Here is a 19,569-nt window from a genome sequence, read left to right on the forward strand (position 1 = left end):
TTCGGCGCGATGTTCGGCCTCGGCGCCGGAACACATTCGCCCGTCCATCCGAAATCGCCGGATTACCGAGAACCGTCCATTCAATAGCGCCCGCATTTCCGTCAAGTCCACTATTCGGCAAACTTCCGGCGAAATCCGGACGGCTCGGGCGGGAAAACGTGCGCGAACCCGGCCGCGCGCTGTGCCCCGCGCGACTCCACCCAGACCCCGCGCGGACTTCCGATACTCTGGGCTCCCGTGACCGTCGCATCGTCCCCGGGTAACTCCGCCAACTCCTCCTCTCAGTTCGATCTGATCGTCGTCGGCTCCGGTTTCTTCGGGCTGACCGTCGCCGAACGCGCCGCTACCGAGCTCGGTAAACGCGTGCTGGTGATCGATCGTCGATACCACCTCGGCGGCAACGCCTACTCGGAGCCGGATCCGGATACCGGGATCGAGATCCACAAGTACGGCGCGCACCTGTTCCACACCTCGAACAAGCGGGTCTGGGATTACGTCACCAAGTTCACCGAGTTCACCGGGTACCAGCACCGGGTCTTCGCCAAGCACAAGGGGCAGGCCTACCAGTTCCCGATGGGCCTCGGCCTGATCTCCCAGTTCTTCGGCCGCTATTTCACCCCGGACGAGGCGCGCGCGCTCATTGCGGAGCAGTCCGCGGAGATCGACACCAAGGACGCGCAGAACCTCGAGGAGAAGGCGATCTCGCTGATCGGCCGCCCGCTGTACGAGGCGTTCATCCGCGACTACACCGCCAAGCAGTGGCAGACCGACCCGAAGGAACTGCCCGCGGGCAACATCACCCGCCTGCCGGTGCGCTACACCTTCGACAACCGCTACTTCAACGACACCTACGAGGGCCTTCCGAAGGAGGGCTACACGAAGTGGCTGGAGAACATGGCCGCCTCGGAGCTCATCGAGGTCCGGGTGAACACCGACTGGTTCGACGTGCGCGACGAACTGCGCGCCGCGAATCCGGACGCACCGGTCGTCTACACCGGCCCGCTGGACCGCTACTTCGACTACCAAGAGGGTGAGCTCGGCTGGCGCACCATCGATTTCGAGACCGAGGTGCTCGAAACCGGTGACTACCAGGGCACCTCGGTGATGAACTACAACGACGCGGACGTGCCGTTCACCCGCATCATCGAGCCGCGCCATTTCCATCCGGAGCGCGACTACCCGAAGGACAAGACGGTCATCATGCGCGAGTTCTCCCGCTTCGCGCAGACCGGCGACGAGCCCTACTACCCGATCAACACGCCGGAGGATCGCGCCAAGCTGGCCGCGTACCGCGCGCTCGCGAAGAAGGAAACCGCAACGGACAAGGTCCTTTTCGGTGGCCGCCTCGGCACCTACCAGTACCTGGATATGCACATGGCCATCGGCAGTGCGCTCAGCATGTTCGACAATGTGCTGCGCCCGCACTTGGAGTCCGGTGCGCCGCTCGCTGACGAAAGTGCAGAATGACCTCCCAATCCCTGTTGGAAGACATGACCACCGAGACCCGCGCGACCTCGCTGCTGCAACGGATCATCCTGCCCCGGCCGGGTGAGCCGCTCGACGTGCGCACGCTCTACGTCGAGGAATCCAAGACCAACGCCAAGCGCGCGCACGCCGCCACCCGCACCTCGCTGTCCATCGGCGCGGAGTCCGAGGTGTCGTTCTGCACCTACTTCAACGCACTGCCCGCCAGCTACTGGCGGCGCTGGAGCATCCTGCCTTCGGTGGTGCTGCGCCTGGAGCTGGCCGGACACGGCCGGGTGGACGTGTACCGCTCGAAGGCGGACGGTTCGCGAATCCACGTGCAGGGCAAGGAGTTCGCGGTCGCGCCCGGTACGGAGTCGGTGTACGTCGAGTTCGAGACCGACCTCGGCCCGTTCGAGGACGGCGGCTGGATCTGGTTCGACATCACCACCGACACGGCGGTCACGCTGCTGTCCGGTGGCTGGTACGCGCCGATCGAGGCGCCCGACGCGGGCACCATCGCGGTCGGCATGCCGACCTTCAACCGGCCGACCGACCTGGTGAAGACCCTGGCCGCACTCGGCTCGGACCCGCTGGTGCTCGACAAGATCGCCGCGGTCATCGTGGCCGACCAGGGCAACCGCAAGGTGGTCGACGAGCCCGGTTTCGCCGAGGCCGCCGCGCCGCTCGGCGACCGCCTGGCCATCCACAACCAGCCCAACCTCGGCGGCTCCGGCGGCTACAGCCGGGTGATGTACGAGGCGCTCAAGACCACCGACGCCCAGTACATCGTCTACATGGACGACGACATCGAGATCGAGCCGGACTCGATCCTGCGCGCGCTGGCCTTCGCCCGGTTCGCCAAGTCGCCCATGCTGGTCGGCGGGCAGATGCTGAACCTGCAGGAGCGCTCGCACCTGCACAGCATGGGCGAGGTCGTCGACCGCGGCATCTTCATGTGGACCTCCGCGCCGAACGTCGAGTACGACCACGACTTCTCCAAGTACCCGCTCAAGGACCGGGACAACTCCAAGCTGCTGCACCGGCGCATCGACGTCGACTTCAACGGCTGGTGGACCTGCGTGATCCCGCGCCGGGTGGCCGAGGAGATCGGTCAGCCGCTGCCGCTGTTCCTGAAGTGGGACGACGTCGAATACGGCTTGCGCGCCCGCGATCACGGCTACTCCACGGTCACCCTGCCGGGCGCCGCGGTGTGGCACATGGCGTGGAGCGACAAGGACGACGCCATCGACTGGCAGGCGTACTTCCACCTGCGCAACCGCTTGGTCGTCGCCTCCCTGCACATGCCGGGCAACGGGCGCGGCATGGTGGTCAACACGGTCAAGGCGACCCTGAAACACCTGCTCTGCCTGGAGTATTCGACGGTCGCCATCCAGAACCTGGCCATCCGCGACTTCCTGGCCGGCCCGGAACGCCTGTTCCAGCTGCTGCCCAGCGCGCTCGGCGCGGTGCATGCGCTGCGCAAGCAGTACCCGGACGCGGTCATCCTGCCGTCGTCCACCGAACTGCCGCTGGCCAGCCACCTCGAGGTCGGCGCGGTCGGCGAGCCGGCCAACCCGATCGCCAAGGTGGTCCGGCTGGCCAAGGGCGTCGTGCACAACTTCCGCCCGGCGCACACCCGGCACCATGAGGTCCCGCAGCTCAACGTGCCCACGCTGGACGCGCGCTGGTTCCTGCTCTCGCAGGTCGACGGGGTCACCGTCACCACCGCCGACGGCCGGGGCGTGGTCTACCGCAAGCGCGACCCGCGCCAGGCCCTCGGCCTGTTCAAGGAGGCCCTGCGCCTGCGCAAGGAACTGGCCGCGCGCTTCCCCGAGATGCAGCAGCGCTACCGCGCCGCCCACCCGCAGCTGACCAGCACCGCGGCCTGGGAAAACGCCTTCGGCATCGGCGCCGAGACGAAGGATGGGGACAAGTGAGCCTCGCGGACAACACCGCGGTGAACAAGCCGCTGCAAAGCACGAACGGCCACGGCGGACCGGTGTCCGCGGTGCCGTCGACCGAGCCCGCGCCGGCCGAGGTGAAGATCATCAACGCGGTGCAGACCCGGATCGCCACCCCGGAGGTGATCAAGGCGGCGCGCGGCATGTCGCATTTCGGCGAGCACGCGCTCGGCTGGGTCGGCATCGCCGCGGCGGGCTGGCTGGTGGACAAGCCGCGGCGCAGGCAGTGGGCCGGTGTGGCGGTCGGCGCGGTCGGCGCGCACGCGGCATCCATCGTGATCAAGCGGATCGTCCGGCGGCCCCGCCCCAACGATCCGTCGGTGCAGGTCAACGTGTCGACGCCGAGCAAGCTGAGCTTCCCGTCCTCGCACGCGACGTCGACCACCGCGGCGGCGGTGTTGCTCGGCAGATTGACCGGGCTACCCTTGCCTGCGGTGCTCGTCCCACCGATGCTGCTTTCCCGGGTCGTACTCGGGGTGCACTATCCCTCCGATGTGCTCGCTGGTTCGGCGCTCGGTGCCGCGTCCGCCGCCGTTGTGCTTGCCACCGAAAAGAGACTCGATGACCGCCACAGAAAGAGCCTTGGTTGACATGAGCGAAGAGCCGACTGGTGCCGACCTAGCTGAGGCGGTTGTCAAAGGGCCGCCGAAGACGTTGGTCGGCGGGCTGATCAAGGCCGTCCGGCCGCGGCAGTGGGTCAAGAACGTCCTGGTGCTCGCCGCTCCGCTGGCCGCAGGCACGGCCAACGAGCTCGACGTGCTCGGTCATGTCGGGATCGCCTTCGTGGTGTTCTGTTTGGCGGCCTCCGGCATCTACCTGGTCAACGACGCCCTCGACGTGGAGGCGGACCGGGCGCACCCGACCAAGCGATTCCGGCCGATCGCGGCCGGCGTCGTCCCGGTCAACCTGGCCTACACGTTGTCGATCGCGCTGCTCGTCGCGTCGGTCGCCGGGTCGTTCCTGGCGTCCTGGCACCTGGCCGTGGTGATGGCGATCTACATCGGCATCCAGCTGGCCTACTGCTTCGGGCTCAAGCACCAGGCGGTGCTCGACATCTGCATCGTGTCCTCCGGCTTCCTGCTGCGCGCGGTGGCCGGTGGCGCGGCCGCGAACATCGTTCTGTCGCAGTGGTTCCTGCTGATCATGGCGTTCGGCTCGCTGTTCATGGCCGCGGGCAAGCGCTACGCCGAATTGCAGATCGCGGTGAGCACGGGCGCCAAGATCCGCAAGTCGCTCGAGTACTACACGCCGACCTACCTGCGGTTCATCTGGACCCTCGCGGCCACCGCCGTCGTGGTGTTCTACGGTCTGTGGGCGTTCCAGCAGGACAACCTGAAAGACACCAACTGGTTCGCAATCTCGATGATTCCGTTTACCATCGCAATCCTGCGTTACGCGGTCGACGTCGATGGCGGCGAGGCCGGTGAACCCGAAGAGATCGCACTGGGGGACCGAGTCCTTCAGTTCCTCGCAATCGCCTGGATCGGAGCGGTAGGTGTCGCTGTCTATCTCACCTGACGAGATGTTGGTAGCGGGAGTGGATCAAGCGGAGTACGCGAACGAGGGGCCGGCCGTGCAGCCGGCCCGCTCGGTGTCGCGGTACGCCCTGCTATCCCGCGCCACGTTCGTCGGTGGGATCGCGCTCACCGTGGTCCTTTTCGCCGTCGGCGGCTGGCAGCGCCGCTGGATCGCCGACGACGGACTGATCGTGCTGCGCACCGTGCGCAACCTGCTGGCAGGGAACGGGCCCGTGTTCAACGAGGGCGAGCGGGTCGAGACCAACACCAGCACCGCGTGGACCTACATCGTCTGGTTCTTCAGCTGGCTGACCCAGGCGCGACTGGAGTACGTGGTGCTCGGCATCGCGTTCACGCTGTCGCTGGCCGCGGTCGTGTTCGCCATGCTCGGCGCGAGCCGGCTGTGGGGCGGCCCGAAGTCGGCGCTGCTGCTGCCCGCCGGAATGCTGGTCTATATCGCCATTCCGCCGGCCCGCGACTATGTCACCTCGGGGCTGGAGAGCTGCCTGGTGATCTGCTGGCTGGGCCTGCTGTGGTGGCAGCTGATCCGCTGGAGCCAGGCCGAGCGGGTCCGGTTACCCGGGCTGTTCGGCCTGGTGTTCCTGGCCGGACTGGCCCCGCTGATCCGGCCGGAGATGACGCTGGTCGGCGGCCTCGCGCTGCTGATGATCGTGATCGCGCCGATGCCGGAATCGAAGCTGCGCCCGATCGGGTTGCGCGCCTTGATCATCGCGGCCGCCGGTCTGGTGCCGATGGGTTACCAGATCTGGCGGATGGGCTACTACGGCCTGCCCTACCCGAACACCGCGGTCGCCAAGGACGCGGGCGGGGCCAAGTGGCATCAGGGCTTCATCTATCTCTGGGATCTGGTCGGGCCGTACTACCTGTGGGTGCCGCTGCTCGTGCTGCTCGTCGCCGGGGTCGTCGCGGCGCGCGGTAAGCCTGCGGCGGACGCGGATCCGGCCGGGCGGCACGCCGCCGCGGAAGAACAGTCCCGCTGGAACGCGCGCCGGATCCGCGAGTGGCTGCGCTCGCCCGCCGCGGTGGTCACGCTGGTGCTGCTGAGCGGATTCATCCTCACCGTCTACGCGCTGCGCGTCGGCGGCGACTTCATGCACGGCCGAATGCTGCTGGCGCAGTTGTTCCTCCTGCTGCTGCCCGTCGCCGTGGTGCCGATCCGGCTGCCCGCCGGCGGGTTCCGCTCCGCGACCGCCGCCGACTGGTCGTTCGCCGTGGTGCTGTTCGCGCTGCTCGGCACCGCGGGCTGGGCGCTGTTCGCCGCGAACACCACCGCGATCAAGTCCGGCACCAAGATCACCTCGACCGGCATCGTCGACGAGCGGGTCTACTACGTGCTCAACACCGGCCACGATCATCCGATCCTGGCCGAGGACTACCTCGACTACCCGCGCATCCGGCCGATGGTGGACAACATCGCCGAGACGCCGAACGGCGGCCTGCTGCTGAACTCGCCGTCGTTCATGTTCTGGTACATCGCGCCGCCGCCGCAACCGATTCCGGCGGGCGGCGCCGGGCACACGGTCTACTTCCTCAACCTCGGCATGACCAGCATGAACGTTCCGCTGAACGTGCGCGTCATCGACCAGATGGGCCTGGCCTATCCGCTCGCCGCGCACACCGAGCGGCTCACCGACGGCCGGATCGGGCACGACAAGGCGCTCTACCCGGACTGGGTCATCGTGGACACCGGCATGGTGGACAAGAAGCCGTGGATGCCCTGGTACCTGGACGAGAAGTGGGTGACCCAGGCGCGCACCGCGATGTCCTGCCCGGCCACCGAGGCGCTGCAGATCTCCTACCGCGACCCGCTCACCTTCGAGCGTTTCCGGCACAACCTGAAGCACGCGCTGACCTTCGCCAAGTACCGGATCGACCGGGTGCCCAAGTACGAGATCGAACGCTGCGGCCTGGTGGATCCGTTCCCCAAGCCCGCACCGGCGCCGCGCTAGCGCGGCAAAGATCAACAGCCACACCGGGTCCCCCTTCACAGGGGGACCCGGTGGTGCATTGGGCAGGTTTCACAAAATTGGCGTACACCCCTCTGTCTCGGTTCGATAACGCCACTGTCACGATGACGCGCTAGGCTGCGAAAGAACGCCCGTCATGACGTCAACTAGGTAGGCATCGGCGGGTCATCGTTAGACAACGGTCGATGCCGTTGCATGAACGAGAGGTCGAAACTGATGCGAGGCGTGTTCGGGCGTCTGAATACTCGAAGAGCCGGATCGTGGCTGAAGCGTTCGGCGCTGGTATCGATGGCGATTCTGCTGCCGCTCGGGGTGTCGGTGGCAGGCCCGGCCGGACCGGCGTCGGCGGCATTCAATCCCGACGGCTTCGATTTCTGGGTCGACTCGGAGATGGGGCCGATCAAGAACCGGGTGTTCCGCGCTGCCGACGGAAACACCGGTCGCGTGGTCTACGCGCTGGACGGCATGCGGGCCCGGCCGGATCTGAACGGCTGGGAGATCGACACCGAGGTCGTGCGCGAGCTGACCAAGTGGAACATGAACGTGGTCATGCCGGTCGGCGGTCCGTCGAGCTTCTACGCCGACTGGACCGGGCCGAGCAACTTCTTCGGGCTCGGCAGCGCGGGTTCGTCGTCCACCGGCTCCGCCAACTCCGGCTCCGGCCTGCTGTCCGGCTCCGCGGGCATGGGCAAGTCCAATACCTACAAGTGGGAAACCTTCCTCACCCAGAACCTGCGCTACGCGCTGCGGGATCGCCTCGGCTTCAATCCGAACGGCAATGCCGTGTTCGGCCTGTCCATGGGCGGTAGCGCCGCGCTCACCCTGGCCGCCTACCATCCGGACCAGTTCCGTTACGCCGGTTCGTATTCCGGCTACCTGAACATCTCGGCGCCGGGCATGCGCGAGGCGCTGCGGGTGGCCATGCTGGACGCGGGCGGCTTCAATATCGACGCGATGGCCCCGCCGTGGGGGCCGCAGTGGCTGCGGATGGATCCGTTCGTCTTCGCGCCGCGGTTGAAGGCCAACAACACCCGGCTGTGGGTCTCGGCGGGCAGCGGCCTGCCCAGCGGCGCGGACGGCCTGAGCTTCAACACCGTCAACGCGATGGGGCTGGAGGCGCTGGCGCTGGCCAACACCCGCGCGTTCCAGGTCCGGATGGCCACGCTGGGCGCCGGGAACGCCACCTACGACTTCCCGGCCGTCGGTGTGCACAACTGGACCTACTGGGCCGACGAGGTCTATCGAATGATCCCGGACATGTCCGCCAATATCGGGTGATGCACGGGTAAACGGTTCGACGGACCGCCCGGCGCCGAGTGCGCCGGGCGGTCTTTTCGTCTGTCAGGCGTCCAAACGGTGTTCGGTAACGAATGAGAAGGGGTAGCGGCGGGCGAGTTGTGGCATGAGTCACTTTCCAGCAACATATAAGCTTCCGATGCCGATTGATACACGAAGAACATGCACAGAGGTCGATTCGTCCGGTTTCGGTGGACGGCGGCACTCGGTGTCCGCAGAGGGGGCCGGTAGAGATCGCTAGCTGTTTGCCCCCCGGCCGCCCGAACGAAAGGTCGAGTTAGATGCGAATTGCCCGCTGGAAAGGTAGATCCGGTACGTCCGGAGCGACTGGTTCGTGGGTGAAGCGGTCCGCACTCGGGGTCGCTGTGGCTCTATTGCTGCCCTTCGGTGTCGCGGCAGCAGGCAGTGGTGCCATCGCATCGGCGGGCATGGACCCCGGCGCGTTCGACTTCTGGGTCGATTCCGGCATGGGCCCGATCAAGACCCGCGTGCTGCGCGCCAGGGACGGCAACACCAACCGGGTCGCCTACGTGCTCGACGGCATGCGCGCGCCGGAGACGCTGAACGGCTGGGAGATCGAGACCAACGTTCCCGCGGTCCTGGCCGACGCCAACATCAACGTGGTCATGCCGGTCGGCGGCATGTCCAGCTTCTACGCCGACTGGAACGCGCCGAGCGAGCTGGCCGGCATCCCGGCGGGCACCGGCTCGTCCTCCGGTTCCGGCGCGCTGAACATCCTGGCCGCGGGCCCGGGCAAGAGCTACCGCTACCAGTGGGAGACCTTCCTGACCCGCGACCTGCGCAACGCGCTGCAGGAGCGGCTCGGCTTCAACCCGAACCGCAACGGCGTGTTCGGCCTGTCCATGGGTGGCAGCGCGGCGCTCACCCTGGCCGCCTACCACCCGGACCAGTTCAGCTTCGCCGGCTCGTACTCCGGCTACCTGAACATCTCCGCGCCGGGCATGCGCGAGGCGATCCGCATCGCCATGCTGGACGCCGGCGGCTACAACGTCGACTCGATGGCGCCGCCGTGGGGCCCGCAGTGGCTGCGCATGGATCCGTTCGTCTTCGCGCCGAACCTGGTGCGCAACGGCACCCGCCTGTGGATCGCCGCGGCCAGCGGCCTGCCGACGGCCAACGACGGCCCCAGCTTCAACACGTTGAACGGCATGGGCCTGGAGGCGCTGGCGCTGGCCAACACCCGCGCGTTCAACGTGCGGATGTCGACGCTGGGCGGCGGCAATGCCGTCTACTCCTACCCGGCCTACGGTATTCACGCGTGGAACAACTGGACCGACGAGGCCTACCGGATGATTCCGGACATGTCCGCCAATATCGGCTGACGAATTCGTCGTACACCGACCGCCCGGCGCTTCCATGCGCCGGGCGGTTTGTTGTTTTCACCCGGTCCGCGGATATCCGCGCGATGATTGTCTGGTTGATCGCTGGCGAACGAATCGCGATCTTGTCGCGGTGTTGTCGTTCGACTGGAACTCGGCTGCGGTAAATCGCTGGTTGTTCGTCACGATCCGGCATCGCGCCGCGTTTTCCGACGGCTATTGCTCGAATAAGTGCTTATAGAAGAGCGATAGGCCCGACGACTTCGCCCAGGAAGCGTTCGATGCCCGAGTGTCGATCTACCTGCTCCACGGTGGCGATCAACGGCGATCGCCCGGGCGAAAGGTCGAAGCGATGCGATCAGACGGAGTAAGCGGAACGGTTGCCGGTGGTCCGGAAGCGAGGCAGCGCCGCTGGCTGCGGCGCTCGGTCGCGGGGTTGGCGCTCGCGCTCGTGCTGCCGCTCGGCGCCCTCGCCGCACCGGCGCGGGCCGGCTTCGACCCGAGCGGGCACGATTTCTGGGTCGACTCCAGCATGGGCCCGATCAAGACCAGGATCTTCCGTGCCCTGGACGGCAACACCCGGCGCGTGGTCTACGCGCTGGACGGGCTGCGCGCCCGCAACGATCTGAGCGGCTGGGAGGTCGACACCGACATCTCCAGGGTGCTCCCGCGCTGGAACATCAATGTGGTGATGCCGGTCGGCGGGCAGTCCAGCTTCTATTCGGACTGGGTCGCGCCGAGCAATACCAACGGCCAGCAGCAGCCTTATGCCTGGGAGAGCTTTCTCACCGAGAACCTGCGCTGGGCGTTGCGCGACCGGCTCGGTTTCAATCCGCGCGGCAACGGCGTGTTCGGCCTGTCCATGGGCGGCAGCGCGGCGCTCGCCTTGGCCGCCTACCATCCGGACCAGTTCCGTTACGCGGGTTCGTATTCCGGCTACCTGAACATCTCCGCGCCCGCCATGAAGGAGGGGCTGCGGCTGGCCATGCTGGACGCGGGCGGATTCAACATCGACGCGATGTGGGGTCCGCCATGGGACCCGCGCTGGTTGCGCAACGATCCGTTCATGTTCGCGCCGCTGTTGCGCGACAATGGAACTCGGCTGTGGATCGCCTCCGGCAACGGGCTGAACGGGCCGCGTGACGTGATCAACAGTCCGATCGACGTGTACCACCTCGGCAACGCGATGGCGCTGGAAACGATCGCGCTCGCCAACACCCGCAGCTTTGAAGCTCGGATTAACAGTCTGGGACCGAGCAACTCGGTGTTCGTCTACACTCCGGTCGGCGTGCACAGCTGGAACTACTGGCAGGACCAGGTGTTCCAGATGCTGCCCGACCTCAGCGCCCATTTAGGTTGAGCTGACACTTCCCGCCATCAGGTGAAAATTTGGTGCTCCGGCACGACAATCACCGGGGGAACGCGATAGGGTCACCGCACCATCACAGATTGCGTACGGGCGGATTTCGGCCACCAGGTTGCCTCGGTCTTGCTAAGGCCACGGGTGTCGAATATCGTCCAGCGAGCGCAAGTGTGACCAGATCGTTGTTTCGCAGTCGTCTGCGCCGGAATGTCGGGGTCCGGTGCGCGGCGGTGTGCGACTCGTTGGCAGCACTGGTGTGGTTGCGCCCCTCGCGGGTCGCCGACCGCACCACAACAGGCAGAAAAGCAGAAAGAGAGCAGGATTCATGCGTTTCGGCAGGGCGGCCGCGCCGATGAGAACGAAATCGGGACGGCGAGGCGCACCTCGTGGTTGGCGTAATCGAATTCTGGCTGTCGGAGCCGCTGCGTTGGCGCTACCGATCGCCGCCGGTGTGGCTGCCCCGATCGCCACCGCGGCGCCGGTGCACGCTCCGGTATTGCGTGCCCCCGCAGGTGGATTCGAAGATCTGATGGTCCCGTCCAGCATGGGGCCGATCAAGGTTCAGGTGCAGTGGGCATCGCGCGGCGGCAACGCGGCGCTCTACCTGCTCGACGGACTCAGGGCGCGCGACGATCGCAACGCCTGGTCGTTCGAGACGAACGCGCTGCAGCAGTTCGGCGGCGACAACATCACCCTGGTCATGCCGGTCGGTGGTCAGTCCAGCTTCTACACGGACTGGTACCAGCCGAGCAACCTGAACGGCCAGAAGGTCACCTACAAGTGGGAAACCTTCCTGACCAAGGAACTTCCGGCCTTCCTCGAGGGCTACGGCGTCTCGCGCACCAACAACGCGGTGGCCGGTCTCTCGATGGGTGGCAGTGGCGCGCTGGCGCTGGCCGCCTACCACCGCGATCAGTTCAAGTACGCCGCCTCCTACTCGGGCTACCTGAACATCTCCGCGCCGGGCATGCGTGAGGCGATCCGCGTCGCGATGCTGGACGCCGGACGCTACAACGTCGACTCGATGGCCGCCCCGTGGAGCCCCGCGTGGCTGCGCATGGACCCGTTCGTGTTCGCGCCGCAGCTCAAGGGTCTGCCGATGTACATCTCGGCGGCCAGCGGCCTGCCGGGTCAGTACGACAACCCGAACTCGGCCGTCGGCGTGTTCAACACCGGCAACGCGATGGCGCTCGAGGCGCTCTCGCTGGTGAACACCCGCGCGTTCCAGGCTCGCCTGGCCTCGCTCGGCATCCCGGCCACGTTCGACTTCCCGGCCCAGGGCACGCACTCCTGGAAGTACTGGGAGGGCGAGCTGTTCAAGTCCCGCAACGGCATCCTGGACGCCACCGGCGCCTGGTGATCGCTGCTTGACCCAACACTCAGGCCGTACCCCGCGGGGTACGGCCTGAGTTGCGTTTCGGGGCAGGCGGTTTCGCCGGACACCGGGGGCGCGGCCACCACCGGATGCGTTGTGCGAGCTCGCAAAACGAACATGGCGATTTTCTAATCGTGCGTGTCCTCCCCGGAACACGGCGCGCACGGGAGTAGAAAGCTCTTGTGGCAGGGATTCGGCGCGGCAGATGGGGGAGACGCGAGCGTCGGTGCGCTCGTCCGACTCGCGGGCGGTTGATGCTGCTCGCCACCGCCATGGTGATCCCGTTGGCCGCGGGCATCGCGCCGGCGTCCGCGCAGCCTGCCCCGCCCGTGGCGCCGGAGGCCGCCGTCGCCCCGGCGACCATCCAGCGGGTGATCTGGCTGACCGACCGCCGGGTTGCCCTGTGGATCAATTCGCCGTCCATGGCCACCCCGATCCAGGTGCAGCTGCTGCTCGCCCGGGACTGGGCCACCCGTCCCGACGCGCGCTTCCCGGTGCTGTACATGCTCGACGGCCTGCGCGCCCAAGACGACGAGAGCGGCTGGACCAAGGACGCAGGCGCGGTCGACTTCTTCGCCGACAAGAATGTCACCGTGGTGCTGCCGATCGGCGGCCAGTCCAGCTTCTACTCCGACTGGATCCAGCCGGATAACGGCAAGACCTACAAGTGGGAAACCTTCCTGACCAAGGAACTGCCGCCGCTGCTAGAGAGCGACTGGCGGGCCACGGATGTGCGTGCCCTGGAGGGCCTTTCGATGGGCGGCACGGCGGCCATGTTCCTGGCCGCGCGCAACCCCGGCTTCGCCAAGTTCGCCGCGTCCTACTCCGGCTTCCTCACCACCACCACGATCGGCATGCCGCAGGCCATCCAGTTCGCCATGCGCGACGCGGGCGGCTTCGACACCGGCGCCATGTGGGGCCCGCCGACCAGCCCGGAATGGGCCGCGCACGACCCGTACACGCTGGCGGAGAAGTTGAAGGGGGTCACCCTCTACGTCTCCAGTGGCAGCGGCGCCACCGGTCCGTTCGACCAGGCGTCCGGCATCCCCGGGGTCAGCACCAACTACGCGGGCATGGGGCTGGAGATCCTGTCCCGGCTCACCTCGCAGAACTTCGTCACCAAGCTCGGCAGGCTGGCCATCCCCGCGCAGGTGAACTACCGCCCGTCCGGGACGCACTCGTGGCCCTACTGGGACTTCGAGATGCGCCAGTCCTGGACCCAGGCCGCGGCCGCGCTCGGGGTCGACGCGGGCAAGGCGGCCTGCACCGTCGGCGGTCAGATCGCCACCGTGGCCGCCGCGAACAACTGGCTCGGCGACTGTCTGTCCGGGGAATACCCGGTGGCCGGCGGTGTGGCGCAAGACTTCCGGGCCGGCCGGGTCTACTTCACCCCCGCCGGTGGCGCGCATCCCGTCGGCGGCATGATCGGCGGCGGATACCAGGCCGCGCAGGGCGCCGCGGGACCGCTCGGCCTGCCGACCGGTGACGAACGCGGGCTGCCCGACGGCAAGGGCCGCATGCAGACCTTCCAGAACGGCTCGCTCTACTGGACCCCGCAGACCGGCGCCCAGGTCGTGCGCGGCGCCATCCTCGACGAGTGGGGCAGGCAGGGCTACGAGGGCGGTCCCGCGGGCTACCCGGTAGCACCCGAGGTCAAGACCCCCAACCGGGACGGCGCGGTCCAGTCCTTCGAGAACGGCCCGTTCTACTACAGCGCCAAGACCGGCGTGCACCGAGTCCAGGGCATGATCCTGGGCAAGTACGCCCAAATGGGTTACGAGAACAGCTTCCTCGGCTTCCCCGCCGTCGAGGAGCAGCCGGCCAAGGACCTCGGCCGCTACAGCCGCTTCGAGGGCGGCAACATCTACTGGAGCCCGCTGTCCGGCACCTGGTCGGTGAAGAACGGCCCCATCATGGACGCCTGGCAGGTCCTCGGCTACGAGAACGGCAAGCTCGGCTACCCGATCAGCGACGAGTTCCCGGTCCCGGGCGGCGTACAGCAGAACTTCCAAACCGGCTTCATCGTCATCAAGGACGGCAAACCAGAAGTCCACGGCCTGTAATAGTTTGATCACTCTCACCACGGGCTAACACCAAGCCGAGACTGACCACCCAGCCCAACCCCAACGGAGCGAGTCTTACGAGCGACCCGTTCGCGGCCCGTCTCGCGTCCGAGCGGTCGAAGCGCATGTGCCGCAGGCACGAGTCTCGACCGCTCGGACGCGAGACACCCGGGGGCCGCGAACCCGCCGCGCCCGCGCGGCAAATAACACAGCTATGTTGGGGGGCGACCTCCCCCGTTTGCGAACAGATCGAGGACAGAATTCATGCAGAGGACCCGTGGCAAGGTATTCGGCGTTGTTGTGGCGATCGCCGCGACCGGCCTGCTCGCCGCCTGTGGCGGCAACGACTCGACCGCGTCGAGCACGCCGACGCTGACCCGCACCACGGCGGCGACGCAGCCGCCCGCGGCGTCCAGCACCAGCGCCGATCCGGGCCAGCAGGCCCCGGCGCCCGCGCCGGCCCCGGCCCCCGAGCAGCCGTCGGCCGAGACGGTGGCGCCCGAGCGGCCGCAGCCGATCGACACCCCGCCGCCCGCGGACACCTCGAAGCTCACCGACAAGGACAAGAAGTACCTCGATTCGCTCAAGCAGCAGGGCGTCACCCCGTCGACCCCGGATATCGCGCTGAGCGTGGCGAACTATGTCTGCCAGGGCACCGCGTCCGGTGCCTCCGATCAGGATCTGATGACCTTCGTGACCGCGATGGCCGGTTCCGATCCGTCCTTCGACCCGGCCAAGATGCCGGTGGAGAAGGCCGGGCAGGTGTACATCAGCGCCGCTAAGCAGAACTACTGCAAGTGAACGCCAGGGGCGGTTCGGGAACTCGCCGGTCGAGGCCGGCGGGTTGTCTCCTGCTGATCGGGATCCCGGTGCTGATCATCATCGTGGCGTTGCTGCTGTGGTATCTGCTTGCGGGTCTGCTGAAGCAGCCGAAGCCGGGTCCGAAGCCGCCGAAGGAGCCGACCTCGCAGTCGGCGGATTGCCCGGACGTGCAGATGATCTCGGTGCCGGGCACCTGGGAGTCCAACAGCAATGACGACCCGCACAATCCGACGGCGAACCCGGCGTCGTTGATGCTCAACGTCTCCAACCCGGTCGGGCAGCAGTTCCCGAAGGAACGGCTGGACGTCTACACCGTCCCGTACGTCGCGCAGTTCTCCAATCCGGTCGCGCTCCCGCCGGACGGTCAGGCGTCGTACAACGCCAGCCGTTCGGAGGGCACCCAGCGGATGGTCGACGCGCTGGCCGCGCGCCACCGCGACTGTCCGCTGACCACCTACGTGATCGCCGGGTTCTCGCAGGGCGCGGTGATCGCGGGCGACGTGGCCTCCGATATCGGCCAGGGCAAGGGGCCGGTGCCGGCGGACAAGGTGCTCGGCGTGACGCTGATTTCCGACGGCAGGCGCACCGGCGACACCGGTCCCGGCGAGGCCGTCCAGGTCGGCGCGGTGCCGCCGGGCGTCGGCGCCGAGGTCGCGCTCAAGGGCCTCAACGTTCCCGGCATCACGATGACCGGTCCGCGGCCCGGCGGCTTCGGCGAGCTGGCCCCGCGCACCTTCTCCATCTGTGCCAAGGGCGATCTGATCTGCGACGCGCCGCGGCAGGCCTTGAGCCCGTTCAACATCATGGGCAGCGTCGGTGCCCTGGTGCGCGCGGCGGGCAACCCGGTGCACGCGCTGTACAACGGTTTCGTCGTCGAGGACAGCGGCGCGACCTCCACCCAGTGGACCGTCAACTGGGCGAACGGGCTGATCGAATCGGCGCCGCATCCGGCACATTCGTGAGCGAGCGCCAGCGAGCGGACCATTGACACAGCGCGTCTTCGCACGACGGAGCCGAGCGCTAGCGAGGCGGAGTCGTGAGAAGTCACAGACAATATCGGGGTCGGCACGCAGTACACCTAGTACTGCTCCGACAAGCGCGACTCCCATTGGGCAGGACGCTGTAAAGTGCCGCTGGTGATCGCGACGCAGGTAACACTCACTCCGCGTTCGGGGTAGGACCGCCCTGCACCGTCGCGCCCGAATTTCCTTACAGCCAGGAGCATGAGTTCATGACAGAAGCCGCCGCACCAGCCGGTGAGTTGACCGCGCTCGGTACGCCGCCGCGCAGCTTCCGCTTCGGGGCAGCGGGCGAGGGAAACAAGCAAGAGGGTGGCGCCCGCAAGTTCATCCAGACGGCGCAGCAGGCCGAGGAATACGGCTTCGACACCTTCTTCGTGCCGGATCACCTCGGTGATCAGATCGGCCCGATCGCGGCCCTCGGCGCGCTGACCCAGGCCACGGAGCAGATCCGGCTCGGAACGTCGGTGCTGGCCAACGGTTTCCGGCACCCCGTGGTGCTGGCCAAGGACCTGGCCACCATCGACGTGCTGTCCAAGGGCAGGCTCGAGGTCGGCGTCGGCGCGGGCTGGAAGCAGGACGAGTTCCTCGCGGCCGGCCTGCCCTACGAGACCCCGGGCATCCGGCTGGAGAAGCTGGACGAGACGCTGACCATCCTGGACGTGCTGCTGCGCGGCCAGGAGTGCACCTTCGAGGGCAAGTACTACCAGGTGCGCGGGATCAAGGGCACGCCGCGGCCGCGGCAGGGTCCGCGCCCGCCGCTCTGCACCGGTGGCGGCGGACCGAAGATGCTGCGGCTGGCCGCCAAGCATGCCGACATCATCTCGATCGTGCCGGTGACCACGAAGAACGGTAAAGGCCTCTTGTCGGGGATCACCCTGGAGAAGACGATCGAGAAGGTGAACCTGATCCGCGAGGCCGCGGGCGACCGGTTCGCCGACATCGAGCTCAACTGGGCGATCACCGCCATCGTCATCACCGACGATCGCGAGAAGACCGCGGAGATGGCGCTTTCCGCGATCGAACGAGGTCTGCACCCGGATCTCGAAGTCGACGTGAAGCTTTCGGTCGAGGACATCCTGAACTCGCCCTACGTGGCCATCGGCAGCTTCGAGGAAATCGCCGAGCAGATCCGCCGTGTGCGCCAACTCACCTCGATGTCGTATGTCGGGGTGTTTCCCACCCAGATGGACGCATTCGCCCCCGTTATTCCCCTGCTGCGAGACGAGTGAGCCGGGCTTCTCTGTAACATGACTCTGGTTTGAGTACATCTAGCCGATAGCGGTCACCGCGCAGACCGCCCAATAACTGCAGGCTGACTCGGGCACTTGGAGCCACCCGCGGGCGAAAGCGAGTCGGGGCCTCACAGGTAACTACGGCGTTGTCGCCGTCTTGCTGCGTGTGCCTCGGAGGAGAAGAAGGAATGGAAGAGACTTTCGACGACTACCTGGACGAGACCGGGAACATCCGAATTCCCGAGGATCACACCCTGGTCGATCACGTCGAGAAGCACACCCGGAACGACGCGAACACCCTGGCGTACCGCTACATCGATTACTCGCGTGAGCGTGATGGCGAGGCGCAGGAACTGACGTGGCGTGAGTTCGGCATTCGGCTGCGCGCGGTGGCCGCTCGACTGCAGCAGGTGACCAACCCGGGTGACCGGGTCGCGATCCTCGCGCCGCAGGGCCTGGATTATGTGATCTCCTTCTTCGCCGCGATCTACGCCGGCACCATCTCGGTGCCGCTGTTCGACCCGGACGAGCCAGGTCACACCGACCGCCTGCACGCCGTGCTCGCCGACTGCGAGCCCGCCGCCATCCTGACCGCCAGTTCGTCGGCGGCCGGTGTGCGGCAGTTCTTCCGGTCGCTGCCCGCGGCGCAGCGTCCGCGCATCATCGCGGTGGACGCCATCCCGGACAGCGTCGGCGAGGGCTGGGTGCGCCCGGACATCGCCATCGACGACATCGCCTACCTGCAGTACACCTCGGGCTCGACCCGGACCCCGGCCGGCGTGGAGATCACCCACCGCGCGGTCGGCACCAACCTGCTGCAGATGGTCGACGCGATCAACCTGGACTGGAACTCGCGCGGCGTCACCTGGCTGCCGCTGTTCCACGACATGGGCCTGCTGACGGTGATCCTGCCCGCGGTCGGCGGCAAGTACATCACCATCATGTCGCCGAGCGCGTTCGTGCGCCGCCCGTACCGCTGGATCAAGGAACTCGCCGCGCAGTCCGACGGCGCCGGAACCTTCGCCGCCGCACCGAATTTCGCGTTCGAGCACGCCGCGGCGCGCGGCCTGCCGAAGAATGGCGAGTCGCTCGATCTATCCAACGTGATCGGCCTGATCAACGGCAGCGAGCCGGTGACGACCACCTCGATGAAGAAGTTCAACGAGGCGTTCGCGCCGTACGGCCTGCCCAAGACCGCGATCAAGCCGTGCTACGGCATGGCCGAGGCGACGCTGTTCGTCTCGGCGACCAAGGCCGAGGACGAGGCCAAGGTCGTCTACGTCGATCGCAACGAGCTCAACGCAGGCCGGATGGTCAAGGTCGAGCAGGGTTCGGAGAACGCCATCGCGCAGGTCTCCTGCGGTTACGTCGCGCTGTCCCAGTGGGCCGTGATCGTCGATCCGGAGACCGTCGAGGACGACGGCGGGCACGAGCAGCCCGACGGCCGGGTCGGCGAGATCTGGTTGCACGGCAACAACATGGGCATCGGTTACTGGGGTCGCCCGGACGAGACGTCGGCGACCTTCCGCAACAAGGTGCCGCACCGGTTGGCCGAGGGCAGCCACGCCGAGGGCACCGACCGCGACGCCAACTGGATGCGCACCGGCGACTACGGCGTGTACCTGGACGGCGAGCTGTACATCACCGGGCGGGTGAAGGACCTGGTGATCGTCGACGGCCGCAACCACTACCCGCAGGATCTCGAGTTCTCCGCGCAGGAATCCTCGAAGGCGCTGCGTCCCGGCTTCATCGCCGCGTTCTCGGTGCCCGCGAACCAGCTGCCCGCGCTCGTCTTCGACCAGGGCAGCCATTCCGGCCTGAAGTTCGACGCCGACGACGCCTCCGAGCAGCTGGTGATCGTGGCCGAGCGTGGTCCGGGCGCGGGCAAGGCGGATCCGCTGCCGATCGCCGACGAGGTGCGGGCCGCGGTGGCCTCGCGGCACGGTGTGACCGTTCGAGACGTACTGCTGGTCCCCGCGGGTTCCATCCCGCGTACCTCCAGCGGCAAGATCGCCCGGCGGGCCTGCAAGGCCGCCTACCTCGAGGGCACGCTGCGGGGTGGTTACACCCAGCAGGCGTTCCCCGATGCACCGGAAGAGTAATTGCCCAGGGGTGGCCTCGGA

The 19,569-nt window shown here is 67.3% G+C and carries 14 protein-coding genes; all 14 read left to right on the plus strand.

All coding sequences use genetic code 11. The features are described 5' to 3' along the window. Positions 1 to 237: 237 nt before the first annotated feature. Positions 238 to 1,467 carry a UDP-galactopyranose mutase gene (gene glf / locus ACFQ9K_RS14240; protein WP_378717054.1) on the plus strand — a complete coding sequence of 410 codons (1,230 nt, stop codon included), beginning with the start codon at positions 238 to 240 and terminating at the stop codon, positions 1,465 to 1,467. After that, positions 1,464 to 3,404, plus strand: a complete 1,941-nt coding sequence (locus tag ACFQ9K_RS14245; RefSeq protein ID WP_378717055.1) for a glycosyltransferase — start codon at positions 1,464 to 1,466, stop codon at positions 3,402 to 3,404. The genes glf and ACFQ9K_RS14245 overlap by 4 nt, the downstream gene beginning before the upstream one ends. Before the next feature lie 62 nt (positions 3,405 to 3,466). After that, on the plus strand, positions 3,467 to 4,018 hold the full coding sequence (locus ACFQ9K_RS14250) for a phosphatase PAP2 family protein (protein ID WP_378717061.1): 552 nt from the start codon (positions 3,467 to 3,469) through the stop codon (positions 4,016 to 4,018). Position 4,019: 1 nt separating this feature from the next. Next, positions 4,020 to 4,946 (plus strand): decaprenyl-phosphate phosphoribosyltransferase, encoded by a 927-nt coding sequence (locus ACFQ9K_RS14255; protein WP_378717057.1) that lies wholly within the window; start codon positions 4,020 to 4,022, stop codon positions 4,944 to 4,946. 4 nt (positions 4,947 to 4,950) lie between these two features. Beyond that, a complete protein-coding gene (zomB, locus tag ACFQ9K_RS14260; protein WP_378717058.1) occupies positions 4,951 to 6,915 on the plus strand; it encodes a flagellar motor control protein ZomB in 1,965 nt (654 codons plus the stop codon). 213 nt (positions 6,916 to 7,128) lie between these two features. Continuing rightward, positions 7,129 to 8,211 carry an alpha/beta hydrolase gene (locus ACFQ9K_RS14265; RefSeq protein WP_378717059.1) on the plus strand — a complete coding sequence of 361 codons (1,083 nt, stop codon included), beginning with the start codon at positions 7,129 to 7,131 and terminating at the stop codon, positions 8,209 to 8,211. 299 nt (positions 8,212 to 8,510) lie between these two features. Continuing rightward, a complete protein-coding gene (locus ACFQ9K_RS14270) occupies positions 8,511 to 9,572 on the plus strand; it encodes an alpha/beta hydrolase (protein ID WP_378726606.1) in 1,062 nt (353 codons plus the stop codon). A gap of 349 nt (positions 9,573 to 9,921) precedes the next feature. Further along, positions 9,922 to 10,929: an alpha/beta hydrolase gene (locus ACFQ9K_RS14275; RefSeq protein WP_378726608.1), complete on the plus strand. Its 1,008-nt coding sequence runs from the start codon at positions 9,922 to 9,924 to the stop codon at positions 10,927 to 10,929. Positions 10,930 to 11,257: 328 nt separating this feature from the next. Then, a complete protein-coding gene (locus tag ACFQ9K_RS14280) occupies positions 11,258 to 12,292 on the plus strand; it encodes an alpha/beta hydrolase (protein WP_378726610.1) in 1,035 nt (344 codons plus the stop codon). Between the two features lie 269 nt (positions 12,293 to 12,561). Next, positions 12,562 to 14,370, plus strand: a complete 1,809-nt coding sequence (locus tag ACFQ9K_RS14285) for an alpha/beta hydrolase-fold protein (RefSeq protein WP_378726612.1) — start codon at positions 12,562 to 12,564, stop codon at positions 14,368 to 14,370. A gap of 264 nt (positions 14,371 to 14,634) precedes the next feature. Continuing rightward, complete coding sequence (locus ACFQ9K_RS14290; RefSeq protein ID WP_378723986.1) at positions 14,635 to 15,171, plus strand: DUF732 domain-containing protein; 537 nt, start codon at positions 14,635 to 14,637, stop codon at positions 15,169 to 15,171. Beyond that, positions 15,168 to 16,154, plus strand: a complete 987-nt coding sequence (locus ACFQ9K_RS14295; RefSeq protein WP_378723988.1) for a cutinase family protein — start codon at positions 15,168 to 15,170, stop codon at positions 16,152 to 16,154. The genes ACFQ9K_RS14290 and ACFQ9K_RS14295 overlap by 4 nt, the downstream gene beginning before the upstream one ends. Positions 16,155 to 16,423: 269 nt before the next feature. Beyond that, positions 16,424 to 17,443, plus strand: coding sequence for an LLM class F420-dependent oxidoreductase (locus ACFQ9K_RS14300; protein ID WP_378723991.1), 1,020 nt, complete (start codon positions 16,424 to 16,426; stop codon positions 17,441 to 17,443). A gap of 191 nt (positions 17,444 to 17,634) precedes the next feature. Next, positions 17,635 to 19,548, plus strand: a complete 1,914-nt coding sequence (gene fadD32, locus ACFQ9K_RS14305) for a long-chain-fatty-acid--AMP ligase FadD32 (RefSeq protein WP_378723992.1) — start codon at positions 17,635 to 17,637, stop codon at positions 19,546 to 19,548. Positions 19,549 to 19,569: the final 21 nt, after the last annotated feature.

Source organism: Nocardia sp. NPDC056564, from assembly GCF_042793755.1.
In the GTDB taxonomy this organism is placed as follows: Bacteria; Actinomycetota; Actinomycetes; order Mycobacteriales; family Mycobacteriaceae; genus Nocardia.